The 12275-nt window shown below is 64.2% G+C and carries 10 protein-coding genes; 6 read left to right on the top strand and 4 right to left on the bottom strand.

Going from position 1 to position 12275, the window contains the following annotated elements; all coding sequences use genetic code 11:
- Positions 1-13: 13 nt before the first annotated feature.
- The 3 genes from XI05_RS21675 (at position 14) to XI05_RS21665 (ending at position 4607) form a co-directional block, all read left to right on the top strand.
- Entirely contained in the window at positions 14-850 is an 837-nt protein-coding gene (locus XI05_RS21675; RefSeq protein ID WP_036043936.1) for an enoyl-CoA hydratase family protein, read from the top strand.
- A gap of 103 nt (positions 851-953) precedes the next feature.
- Entirely contained in the window at positions 954-3305 is a 2352-nt protein-coding gene (locus XI05_RS21670) for a bifunctional salicylyl-CoA 5-hydroxylase/oxidoreductase (protein WP_271505381.1), read from the top strand.
- Between the two features lie 51 nt (positions 3306-3356).
- Entirely contained in the window at positions 3357-4607 is a 1251-nt protein-coding gene (locus XI05_RS21665; RefSeq protein ID WP_271505378.1) for a flavin-dependent oxidoreductase, read from the top strand.
- A gap of 110 nt (positions 4608-4717) precedes the next feature.
- Here XI05_RS21665 and XI05_RS21660 read toward each other — a convergent pair whose 3' ends face one another.
- Positions 4718-5173 carry a cupin domain-containing protein gene (locus XI05_RS21660; protein ID WP_271505376.1) on the bottom strand — a complete coding sequence of 152 codons (456 nt, stop codon included), beginning with the start codon at positions 5171-5173 and terminating at the stop codon, positions 4718-4720.
- A gap of 106 nt (positions 5174-5279) precedes the next feature.
- Positions 5280-6455 (bottom strand): ABC transporter substrate-binding protein, encoded by a 1176-nt coding sequence (locus XI05_RS21655; protein ID WP_271505374.1) that lies wholly within the window; start codon positions 6453-6455, stop codon positions 5280-5282.
- Positions 6456-6706: 251 nt separating this feature from the next.
- Here XI05_RS21655 and XI05_RS21650 point away from each other — a divergent pair, with 251 nt between their 5' ends.
- From XI05_RS21650 to XI05_RS21640, 3 genes are all read left to right on the top strand, one after another.
- Positions 6707-7225 carry a MarR family winged helix-turn-helix transcriptional regulator gene (locus XI05_RS21650; RefSeq protein WP_271505373.1) on the top strand — a complete coding sequence of 173 codons (519 nt, stop codon included), beginning with the start codon at positions 6707-6709 and terminating at the stop codon, positions 7223-7225.
- Between the two features lie 147 nt (positions 7226-7372).
- The gene (locus XI05_RS21645; RefSeq protein WP_271505372.1) at positions 7373-9064 is read left to right on the top strand and encodes a benzoate-CoA ligase family protein; all 1692 of its coding nucleotides are present in this window, start codon (positions 7373-7375) and stop codon (positions 9062-9064) included.
- Positions 9065-9085: 21 nt separating this feature from the next.
- Positions 9086-9544 carry a RidA family protein gene (locus XI05_RS21640; RefSeq protein WP_373569536.1) on the top strand — a complete coding sequence of 153 codons (459 nt, stop codon included), beginning with the start codon at positions 9086-9088 and terminating at the stop codon, positions 9542-9544.
- A gap of 40 nt (positions 9545-9584) precedes the next feature.
- On the opposite strand, the gene XI05_RS21635 is transcribed toward XI05_RS21640, so the two are convergent.
- Together XI05_RS21635 and XI05_RS21630 are read right to left on the bottom strand one after the other, a co-directional pair.
- Positions 9585-10568, bottom strand: a complete 984-nt coding sequence (locus XI05_RS21635; RefSeq protein WP_271505371.1) for a CHAD domain-containing protein — start codon at positions 10566-10568, stop codon at positions 9585-9587.
- Complete coding sequence (locus tag XI05_RS21630; RefSeq protein WP_271505370.1) at positions 10568-12109, bottom strand: bifunctional aminoglycoside phosphotransferase/ATP-binding protein; 1542 nt, start codon at positions 12107-12109, stop codon at positions 10568-10570. The genes XI05_RS21635 and XI05_RS21630 overlap by 1 nt, the downstream gene beginning before the upstream one ends.
- Between the last annotated feature and the right edge of the window lie 166 nt (positions 12110-12275).

Here is a 12275-nt window from a genome sequence, read left to right as displayed (position 1 = left end):
CCAAGGAGATCCCATGAGCAGACCAGCCAATCCCGTCACCGTGCCGCTTGCGGATTACTCGCCGCAGCACTTCCTGCTCGCCGTGGTTGACGGCGTTGCGACGGTCACGCTCAATCGCCCCGAACGAAAGAATCCGCTGACGTTCGAGAGCTATCGGGAACTGACCGATTTCTTCCGCGCCTGCGCCTTCGACGACGCGGTCAAGTCCATCGTCGTCACGGGTGCCGGCGGCAATTTCTCGTCCGGCGGCGACGTGTTCGAGATCATCGGCCCGCTGGTGAAGATGGACACCAAGGGGCTGACCGCCTTCACGCGTATGACCGGCGATCTCGTCAAGGCGATGCGGGCGTGTCCGCAGCCGATCGTGGCCGCGGTCGAGGGCATCTGCGCCGGTGCCGGGGCGATCATCGCCATGGCGTCGGACATGCGCCTTGCGGCGAGCGGGGCGAAGGTGGCGTTCCTGTTCAACAAGGTGGGGCTGGCCGGTTGCGACATGGGCGCTTGCGCCATCCTGCCGCGGATCATCGGGCAGTCCCGCGCCTCCGAGCTGCTCTACACCGGCCGGTTCATGACCGCGGAAGAGGGCGAGCGCTGGGGCTTCTTTAGCCGCATCGTCACGCCGGAGCAGGTGCTGCCCCAGGCGCAGGTTCTGGCCAAGCAGGTCGCGGAAGGCCCGACCTTCGCCAACACCATGACCAAGCGGATGCTGGCGATGGAATGGGCGATGTCGGTGGAGGAGGCGATCGAGGCGGAGGCCGTCGCCCAAGCGCTGTGCATGACCACCGCGGATTTCGAGCGTGCCTTCGAGGCTTTCGCCAACAAGGTCAAGCCGGTATTCAGGGGCGACTGAGCCGATCGCAATTATCTGCAGCAAATTCAGCGAGGGGGGACTTGCGGGAAATTATTTTAGGCTTAAAATAGTTTTCATGGCCGGGTGAAGTGGCGAGGCTCCCATGAAAGTCGCGATCATCGGTGGCGGACCTGCGGGTCTCTATGCTGCGATCCTGCTCAAGAAGCAGCGTCCGGGCGCGGACATCACGGTCTACGAGCGCAATCGGGCCGATGACACCTTCGGCTTCGGCGTGGTGTTCTCGGATGCGACGCTCGACAATTTCGAGAAGCACGATCTTCCGAGCTATCGCCGCATAACCCAGGAGTTCGCTTACTGGGATGACATCGCCGTGCACTTCCGCGGCACCGTGCACCGCGTCGGCGGCAACGGCTTCTGCGGCTGCTCGCGGCAGAAGCTGCTTCTGATCCTCCAGGAACGTGCACGCGAGCTGGGTGTCACCTTGCACTTCGAGGTCGATATCGACAACGAAACGCGCTTCGCCGATGCCGATCTCATCCTGCTCGCAGACGGCATCAACAGCCGTTTCCGCGAGAAATACGTCGAGCATTTCCAGCCAGAGGTCGACCTGCGCGCGAACAAGTTCGCCTGGATGGGCTCGACCAGGCCGCTTGATGCGTTCACTTTCATCTTCCAGGAAACGGAGTGGGGGCCGTTCATCGCCCATGCCTATCAGTACGAGGCCGGGCACTCGACTTGGATCTTCGAGACCGACCCTGAAACGTTCGAACGCGCGGGGCTGACGGGTCTCGACGAGGCTCAGTCCGCTGCGCGGATGGCCGACATCTTCGGCTGGTTCCTGGGTGGGCACAAGCTGCTGACGAACCGCTCGATGTGGCGCAACTTCCCGATGATCCGCAGCAAGCGCTGGGTCAAGGACAACATGGTGCTGCTCGGCGACGCCAAGGCGAGCGCACATTTCTCCATTGGCTCAGGCACCAAGCTTGCAATGGAAGACGCCATCGCGCTGGCCGAAGCCATGGAGAAGGCGCCCAGCATCAAGGCCGCCCTGGAGGTCTATGAGCATGGCCGTCGCGAGGAGGTCGAGAAGACGCAGCATGCCGCCGACGTTTCGCTGGTCTGGTTCGAGCATGTCGACCGCTTCTGGGATTTCGATCCGGTTCAGTTCGCCTTCGGCGTGATGACGCGCTCGAAGGCGATCACCTATGACAATCTCAAGCTCCGCGCGCCGGATTTCGTGACGGAGGTCGACAAGTCGTTTGCGAGGCAGGTGCGCAGCAGCGGCTTCGATGTCGACACCGACCGGCCGATGGTGCCGCTGTTCCAGCCGTTCCGCCTGCGTGAGATGAAGCTTGCCAATCGCGCCGTGATGTCGCCGATGTGCATGTACTCGGCGAAGGAAGGTGTGCCGACTGATTTCCACCTGGTGCATTACGGCTCGCGCGCGATCGGCGGCGCCGGCCTCATCTTCACCGAGATGACCTGCGTCAGCCGTGAGGCCCGGATCACGCCCGGCTGCACAGGTCTGTGGAACGACGAGCAGGAGGCCGCCTGGCGTCGCATCGTGGATTTCGTCCACGGCAACTCGGCCGCAAAGATCTGCCTGCAACTGGGCCATGCCGGCCGCAAGGGCGCGACCAAATTGATGTGGGACGGCATGGACCGTCCTTTGGAGCAGGGCGGCTGGGAGATCATTTCGGCATCGCCGCTGCCCTATTTCCCCGACAGCCAGGTGCCGCGCGAGCTCGACCGTGCCGGCATGAATGCGGTGAAGGACGCTTTCGTCGCGGCGGCCGAGCGCGGCGAGCGCTGCGGCTTCGACATGCTCGAATTGCACTGCGCCCACGGCTATCTGCTCGCGAGCTTCATCTCCCCGCTGACGAATACCCGCAACGACGAATATGGCGGCTCACTCGCCAACCGCCTGCGGTTCCCGCTCGAGATCTTCGAGGCGCTGCGCGCGGTCTGGCCGTCGCACAAGCCGATGTCGGTGCGCATCTCGGCGACCGATTGGGCGGACGGCGGCATCACCGGCGATGATGCCGTCGCCATCGCACGCGCTTTTGCCGAGGCGGGTGTCGATCTCGTCGACGTCTCGACCGGCCAGACTGTGCGCCATTCGCAGCCGGTCTATGGACGCATGTTCCAAACGCCCTTCTCCGACCAGGTCCGCAACGAGGCGCGTGTCGCCACGATGTGCGTCGGCAACATCACGACGGCGGACCAGGCCAACACCATTCTGGCCGCCGGCCGGGCCGATCTCGTCGCCCTCGGTCGTCCCCATCTCGTCGACCCCTTCTTCACCATGAAGGCGGCGGCCTGGTACGGGGCAAACGACGCCTTCTGTCCCCCGCAATATCTGCCCGGAAAAGATCAGATTTTCCGCAACAGCGTGCGCGACCGGCAGGATCTCGAGGAGCTGAGAATTAAGGCTAAGCCCAAGACCCGGGCCGAGCTCAAGGCGGAGGCGACAAAGCCGCTTGCGGCGGAGTGACCGCCCGTGCGACGTTAACTCATTGCCTGTGTTTCGAGTGGAGTTAGGGCGATGAAGGCGATTATCGTCGGTGGCGGGATCGGTGGTCTCACCACGGCATTGATGTTCCGCTCGCGCGGCCTGGATTGCGAGATCTTCGAGCAGGCCGACACCATTCGCGAGCTCGGCGTCGGCATCAACACGCTGCCGCATGCCATGCGGGAGTTGGCCGGCCTCGGCCTGTTGCAGAAGCTCGACGACGTCGCTGTTCGCACCGACCAGCTCTACTATCTCAACCGCCACGGCCAGGAGGTCTGGCGCGAAGCCCGCGGCATCGACGCCGGCCACGACGTGCCGCAATTCTCGATCCATCGTGGCCGCCTTCAGGGCGTCATCCATCGCGCCGTCGAGGAGCGGTTGGGGGCTCAGGCGATCCACACCGGCTGCCGGCTCGGCGCCTTCACGCAGGACGAGGGCGGCGTCACAGCTTATTTCTTCGATCGCTCCGGCGCCCATATCCACACCGCGCGCGGCGATATCCTGATCGGTGCCGACGGCATCCACTCGCGCGTCCGCGAGACGCTGTTTCCGAACGAAGGGCCGCCGTGCTGGAATGGCCTCATGCTGTGGCGCGGTGCGCGTGACTGGCCGCTGTTCCTGACGGGCAAATCGATGATCGTGGCCGGCGGTCTCAACGCCAAGGTGGTGATCTATCCGATCGCGGAAGGATCGAGCCCGGCGAGCCGCCTGACCAATTGGGCGGTGCTGGTGAAAGTGGGCGAGGGCAACGCGCCGCCGCCGCGGAAGGAAGACTGGTCGCGGCCGGGCCGCCGCGAAGAGCTGATGCCACATGTCGCGCGCTTCTCGGTGCCCTATGTCGACGTGAAGAGCCTGATCTCGGCAACGCCCGAATTCTACGAATATCCGACCTGCGATCGCGATCCCTTGCCATATTGGTCATCGGGCAGGGTCACCCTGCTCGGCGATGCCGCGCATCCGATGTATCCGGTGGGGTCGAACGGCGCCTCGCAGGCCATTCTCGACGCGCGCTGCCTTGCGGATGCGCTGGTGCGCGCCGAACACCCGCGTCAGGCCTTGCTCGAGTACGAGAAGAAGCGCTTGCCGATGACGGCCGAGATCGTCCGCTCCAACCGGCGCGGGGGCCCCGAGGGCGTCATCGACGCCGTCGAGCAGCTCGCGCCCGACGGTTTCGACAATGTCGACAACGTCCTGAGCTATTCCCAGCGCGAGGCCATCGTACGCGGCTATGCCACCAAGGCGGGCTTCGCCGCGGTGCCGGGACTCGCGGCGGTGCGCGCTTAAGATAGGCTGCTAGAGCATGATCCGGAAAAGCGTGCAGCGGTTTTCCGAAAAGATCTTGCTCAAACAATAACCTAAAGCGCGATGACGAACCATCCTAATCGCATCGTGCTTTAGCTGCCGGGCGGCGGCGGCAGGAAGTGGATGTTGAACTCGGCGGCCATGGCCACGACGTCCTCCGGCTTCTGCTCCTTCATGTTGTGAAGGCCCCAGAACAGGTCGAACAGCTTGCGGCTCGGCGAGACCCAGAACAGCACCTTGGCGGTCTGCTCCGACTTGTTGAAGATGCCGTGCGGCACGCCCATGCCGAGGCGGATCAGGTCGCCCGCGGTTGCCTGCGCCTCCGAATTGCCCAGCACGAAATCCAGCTTTCCCTCCAGCATGTAGAGATATTCATCCTGATCGGGATGAATGTGCGGCGGCACGAAGGTGCCCGGCGGCAGCGTTGCGTGCCAGGAGAAGCTGTTCTCGGCGTAGCTCTTCGGCACGTAGGTCTGGCCGAGGATGTTCCAGGAAATGCCCTGGATTCCCTCATTGGCACGCGTGATCCCGGTGATTTCGTTCTTCATTGCAGTCCTCCCGTAACGCGCTGCGCGGCTCTTGTTAGAGCATGATCATGTTCGGAAAACCGCTGCGCATTTTGCGCTACCGCGGCCCTTCGGGTCCGGATCATGCTCAGTTTGCCGCCTTGCAGTCCTTGGCATAGCGGTCGCCGTAGTTCTCGAACACCTTCTGCACGATCTCGGTCTGGAACTTGCCGTCCGGACGCTTGGCGACCTTGGTCAGGTAGAAATCCTGGATCGGATAATTGTTGTTGTTGAACTTGAAGGCCCCGCGCAGCGAGGTGAAGTCGGCCTTCTTCAAGGCGGCGCCAACGGCGTCCTTGTTGGAAAGGTCGCCCTTCACGGCCTTGACGGCGCTGTCGATCAGCATCGCGGCATCGTAGGCCTGGGAGGCGTAAGTGCCGGGAACGCTATTGTAGGCGGCCTCGTAGGCGGCAACGAACTTCTTGTTCTGGGGATTGTCGAGGTTGGGTGCCCAGTTCGCGCCGCCGAACATGCCGACCGCCGCATCCTGCTGCGCCGGCAGGGTCGATTCATCGACTGTGAAGGCCGACAGCACTGGAATGGTATCGGCGAGCCCGGCCTGCCGGTACTGCTTGACGAGATTGACGCCGAGGCCGCCCGGCATGAACGTGAACAGTGCATCGGGCTTCTGTGAGGAGATCTTGGAGAGCTCCGGCTGGAAATCCAGCGTGTTCAGCGGCATGTAGGATTCCTCGACGATCTCGCCCTTGTAGTCGAGCTTGAAGCCTGCCACCGAATCCTTGCCGGCCTGATAGTTCGGCACCATCAGGTACATGCGCTTGTAGCCGCGATCCTGCGCGACCTTGCCGAGGATCTCGTGCACCTGATCGTTCTGATAGGAGGTCACATAGAAGAACGGGTTGCAGTCCTTGCCGGCGAATGTCGACGGGCCGGCATTGGGGCTGATCAGGAAGGTTTTCGATTCAGTGATGGGCCGGTGGATGGCCTGGAGGATGTTGGAGAAGATCGGCCCGACCACGAAGTCGACCTTCTCGCGCTCCAGAAGGCCCTTCACCTTGGTCACCGCTGCATCCGGCTTCAGCTCGTCGTCGACGACGACGAGCTCGACGTCGCGGCTGCCCATCTTGCTGCCGAGATCCTTCACGGCGAGCGCGAAGCCGTCGCGAACCTGCTGGCCCAGCGCTGCGGCGGGTCCCGACAGGGTCACGATCACACCGAGCTTGATTTTTTCCTGGGCGAGGGCAGGGGTGGCCACGGTGCCGAGCAGCATCGCGGCTGCGGCCAAGGTCATTTGCGTCTTCATGATCTGTCCCTCGTGACGACTGGCTTGCGCTGCAAGCCACGTACTCCAATCCAAAGCTTATGCCGATGACGGCCGCCGCGGCAAGCCGAGCGCGAGGCGTCGCATCCTGCGGGCAGCGGTGCATGCAAGCCGCGCGCCAATTATTTGAAGCCTAAAGAAATCGGCGTGCGGTCGATTGTTGCAGCTTTGGACTTGCAGCCGGCTCGGATTTATTTGAAGCTCAAAATGTTGGGGAATCCGTGCCGGCGCCAATGCCGGCCGTGAGTGACTGCATCGACATGCTCGATTCCGAGACCAAGGCCGTCGAAACACCGGAGGACCATGCCGAAGAGCTTCGGCTGTGGCTGCGGCTCTTGACCTGCACGACGCTGATCGAGGGCGAGGTGCGCGGCCGGCTGCGGCAGCGGTTCGACGTCACGCTGCCGCGCTTCGACCTGATGGCGCAGCTCGACAAGGCGCCTGACGGCATGACGCTCTCCGATGTCTCCAAACGCATGATGGTGTCGAACGGCAATGTGACCGGGCTCGTGGAGCGGTTGGTGGAATCAGGTCATCTCGACCGGCGGACCTCGGAGACCGACCGTCGCGTGCAGGTGATCCGGCTGACCAAGCTCGGGCGTGCCGAGTTCCGCAGGATGGCCGCCGAGCACGAGGCCTGGATCGCCGATCTGTTCGCCGACCTCTCGCCGAAGGACGTGCGCGAACTGATGCGCCTCCTCGCCAAGACCAAGGCGTCCGCGCAGAAATCGGCCGCCCGCCGCCGGCCCTGACCGTGCGGGCGCGACAGGCCGCCCACCCCTTTGCCGCATGAAAAAGCACGGGATGCCCAAAATCCCCTATTGCGCGAAATTGTTTTAAGCCTAAAATGTTTTCCAGATCGTGCTGCCGGGTGCAATCCATGCTGAAAGGAGCGTGCGATGGCCAACGCCGCCAAGATTCAAGTAACGGGCTCGTCTGACGGCAGCGCCGCGACGGCCCATGTCGATACGTTCGCGCGGCAACACCTGCCGCCGCGCGAGCTCTGGCCCGAATTCATCTTCACGCGGCCGGAGCTGCACTATCCACCGCGACTGAACTGCGTCAGCTATTTCCTCGATCGCTGGGTCGAGCAGGGCCAGGGCGATGCCCCTTGCGTCATCAGCCCAGCCGTCAGCTTCACCTATCGCGAGCTGCAGGCGCTGGTGAACCGCATCGCCAATGTGCTGGTTGGCAAGCTCGGTCTCGTCACCGGCGGGCGCGTGCTGCTGCGCTCGGCCAACAACCCGATGATGGTTGCGACCTATCTCGCGGTGATCAAGGCCGGCGGGATTTGCGTCGCGACGATGCCGCTGCTGCGCGCCAAGGAGCTGTCCTATCCGATCCAGAAGGCGGAGATCACGCTGGCGCTGTGCGACGGTAAGCTCTCCGAGGAAATGGAGAAGGCGAAAGCTGCGGCACCCGGCCTCAAACACGTGATCTATTGGGGCAATGGCGCGGCGGATTCGCTCGAAGCGCTGATCGCGGATGCGAGCCCGGAGTTCAAAGCCGTCGATACCGCCGCCGACGACATCTGCCTGATCGCCTTCACCTCGGGCACGACCGGGGATCCCAAAGGCACCATGCATTTCCACCGCGACATGCTCGCGGTCTGCGACGGCTACGCACGCAACATCCTGCGCGCCGAGCAAAAGGATCGCTTCGTCGGCTCGGCCCCGCTCGCCTTCACTTTCGGCTTCGGCGGCGTGCTGTTTCCGATGCATATCGGCGCCTCCTTCGTCGTGCTCGAGAAGACGACGCCGGATGACATTCTGAATGCGATCGAGCAGTACAAGACCACGGTCTGCTTCACGGCCCCGACCGCATACCGCGCCATGCTCGGCAAGCTCGCGGGCCGAAACATTTCTTCGCTCCGCAAATGCGTCTCCGCGGGCGAGACCCTTCCCAAGCCGACATTCGATGCCTGGCTCAAGGCGACCGGGATCAAGCTGATGGACGGCATCGGTTCGACCGAGATGCTGCACATCTTCATCAGCGCGACCGAGGACGAGATCCGCCCCGGCGCCACCGGCAAGCCCGTGCCGGGCTATGAAGCCAAGATCGTCGATGATGAGGGCCGCGATGTGCCGCCGGGAACGATGGGCCGTCTCGCCGTGCGCGGGCCGACCGGCTGCCGCTATCTGTCCGACGAGCGGCAGCGGAAATACGTCCAGAACGGCTGGAACATCACCGGCGACACCTATTTGATGGATAGCGACGGCTATTTCTGGTACCAGTCGCGCTCCGACGACATGATCGTGTCGGCCGGCTACAACATCGCGGGGACTGACGTCGAAGCGGCGCTGCTCACGCATCCGGCGGTCGCCGAATGCGGTGTGGTCGGTGCGCCCGACGAGGCCCGCGGCATGATCGTGAAGGCCTATGTCATTGCCGCGCCCGGCGTGACGCCTGACGCTCAGCTGGTGGCCGAGTTGCAGGAGCATGTCAAACGCGAGATCGCGCCGTACAAATATCCACGCGCCATCGAGTTCGTGGCGCAATTGCCGAAGACCGAGACCGGCAAGCTGAAGCGCTTTGCCCTGCGGCAGCTGGCGCAGGCTGCAGTGACGTCCTCGGGCGTCGCCGCGGAATGAGAGAAGGATAGAGAATTGTCAGTGACGACGCCGAAAAGCCCGCAACTCGCGGTGCTGCCAACCGCAGCCGAGGATGGAACGCGCATCAAGGCGCAGATCCTGCAGCCGTCAGGCTGGCCGCTGCCAAAGGGCTATGCCAACGGCATCGCTGCCGAGGGACGCATCGTCGTCACCGGCGGGGTGATCGGCTGGGACGCGGAGGAGCGTCTTGCGGACGGCTTCGTCGCGCAGGTGCGCCAGACCCTCGACAACATCGCCGCGATCCTGGCCGAGGCCGGTGCCCGGCCCGAGCACCTCGTGCGGCTGACCTGGTACGTCGTCGACATGGACGAGTACCTGGCCAATCTGAAGGAGCTCGGCAAGGTCTACCGCGACGTCTTCGGAGCGCACTATCCGGCGATGGCGCTGGTTCAGGTCGTCCGCCTCGTCGAGAAGGCGGCGCGCGTCGAGATCGAAGCCACCGCCGTCATTCCGAGCTGAACTCTGCCGCGATCAGCTTGGTTCTCCGCGGCGACGATCCCTAAGCCTCCGGCTCCGAACCCGGCGCGAGATCCGAGGAGCCGAACGGTTTGGTCTTGTCCAGTTTCCGGTAGGCCTCCGAGGCCTTCCGCAACAGCTTCTTTTCCCGCTTGCGATCGAGGAATCGATTACTGGCTTCGAGGCCGGCGCCATTCAATGACGCCGCCAATGCTTGTCCGCGTGCATCGTCGTTCAATTGTCCGAGCGACCGTTGTGCCTTGCGCAATTGCTTGAGGATGGACTTCTGCTTCGCCGCCCCATCGGCGAACAGATCCGCAAGCGACTCGACCGAATAGGTCATCCGCTTGTTGAGGAGGCGCAGCTTGTGACGTTTCTCGACATCGAGCTTCTTCAGCCTCCGGGCCTTCTTGAGCAGCGTCGTCTCCCACTCGGTCAGCCGTTCCGTCGCATGGTCGGCGAGGGTGCGGCGGCGCAGCCGGATGGCTTCCTTGCTGCGGCGGGTCGACCAGGGTCCGCTTTCGATCCAGGTTGAGGTTTGCTCGACCAGGCGGCGATACCGCGCGGATTGCAGCGCGCGCGCCAGCAGCCGGTGACTCTCCGCGCGCTTCTCGTCCCAGCGCTGAAGCTCGGCGACCACGGCGAGCTCGGTGCCACTCTCCGCGACGATCCGCTCGATGGCCACGTCGAGGTCCCGCACCATGCCGAGCTGACCGTTCAGCCATTTCAGTTCGGCCCAGACCTCCGGCCGCAGCGCATCGTCGACCATCGGCGAGAAGAAGCGGATGGCAGTCCGCAGATGCGTCAGGGCGATCCGGATCTGGTGCAGCGCATCGGGATCGCCGCGGCAGGTGCCGTCGTGCTGAGCGATCACAGCGTCGAGGTGACGGCGGGCGATGATCCGGAAGGCCGTGTCGCAGGCCATGCCGGGGCTGAGGCAGGCCGGCAGCGCGCTGCGCCGCGTTGCCGGCACGGCATGCGTGGTCGCCGTCGAGCGCGTGGTGGGTCGCGACTTCCTTGCCTGCATCAGTCTGATTGCCTTGTTTGCCCCTCAGCGATGGCGCTTCGGCAGTTCTGAAGCGTCTGCTCTAGCGTCCCGGATGCATCGATGATCGCCCAGCCGACATGGCCGATATTATAGTGCTCTTGCAGCGCGGCAACCTCCGGCGTGGCGTCCGATGCGTCTCCCCGGCGGCCGCCGATGCGCGCCTTCCGGGTCGCAAGGTCCGCGACCAGGAACAGCCCGTTCAACGCCACGTTGCGCTCGCGCGCCAGAGCCGCGATCGCGTCGCGTTCGTCCTCGCGCGCGAATACGCCGTCGATGATCGCCGAATGGCCTTGCGCCAGCACGCGCCGGGCATGCTGGACCAGCGTGTCGTAGACGCGGGCCGTGACCTCCGGCGTATAGGCCGAAGGCGGCAGGCGGTGGGTGTCTTCGACCCCGAACATCTGCTTGCGGACGAGATCGCTACGCAGCACGACGGCGCCTGGTTCCGGTGCGACGAGCGGCGCGAGCGCGTGCGCCAAGGCGGTCTTTCCGGTGCCGGACAGTCCGCCCACCGCAATCAGGCGCGGAGCAGGAGGACGGATCAGCATCCCTGCGAGCTCGAAATAGCGTCGTGCCTGGTCGAAAATGCCGGGACCGTCGGAATGCGGCCGCTTGAGCCGCGCCAAGGTCACCTGGGCGCGGATCGCCGCCCGGATCGACATGAATAGCGGCAGGGTCGAGAGCGCGTCGAGGTTGTCGGCCGGCGTCGCGGCGAGATAGCGGTTCAGCACCATGTTTGCCGCGCTCGGCTGATGATGCTGCAACAGGTCCATCAGCGTGAATGCGAGATCGTAGAGCACGTCGACCGTCGCCATCTGCGCATCGAACTCGATCGCATCGAACAGCACGGGCCGATCATCGATCATGACGATGTTTGCCAGATGCAGATCGCCATGGCAGCGGCGCACGAAGCCCCGGCGGCCGCGCTCTGCGAGCAGGGCGCGAATACGCAGATGGGCCGTGTGCGAGGCCTTGCCGAGTTGCTCGATCTCTGCGCCGAAATGTCCGCCGGCCCGCAGACCATCCGTGTTGCCGTCGATCAGGGCCGGGATGGAGGAGACCCACGCTTGTCCGTCCGCGCGTGTCGCCGCCACGTGCGACGCCGCGATTGCGTCGGCCGCGGCCGAGGCAAGCTTCGCGTCCAGCAGGCCGGCCTTGGCCAGATGATCCAGCGTCCTGCTTTCGTCGAAGCGCGACATATCGACCGCATACTCGATCGGCCGGCCGGCGCCGTCGACCTTCACCGATCCATCCGGCTCTTCCGTGATCGCCGCGACGCCATGATAGATCTGCGGCGCCAGGGGCCGATTGATCCGGATCTCCTCCTCGCAGGCCGCCTTGCGCTTCTCGAGCGTCGAATAGTCGAGGAAGGGAAATTGGACGGCGCGCTTGATCTTCAGCGCTCGGTCACCGTAGAGAAGCACCGAAGCTGCGTGTGTGTCGATCCGCTTCACGTCAGGCTGCATGGCGGACGTGAGAGCCGCAAAGATCCGGTCCTGGGTTGCTGAATCGTCAGTCATTCCTGGCTCGTTCGGTGCGTCGGAGGGCGGTCCGGCCGCAACCAGGTTAACCCCTAGAACGCGATCGCGGCCAGTCCTTGATCTTGCTCAACGCGCGTCCCGGTCGTTTGGGAATCTCGTGCTTTGACGCGGATCAAGGGTCTCGACGACAGCCGGCCTATGATGG

The organism is Bradyrhizobium sp. CCBAU 11357, assembly GCF_028128865.1.
Taxonomy (GTDB): Bacteria; Pseudomonadota; Alphaproteobacteria; order Rhizobiales; family Xanthobacteraceae; genus Bradyrhizobium.
This window is presented reverse-complemented; position numbering and strand designations above follow the sequence as displayed.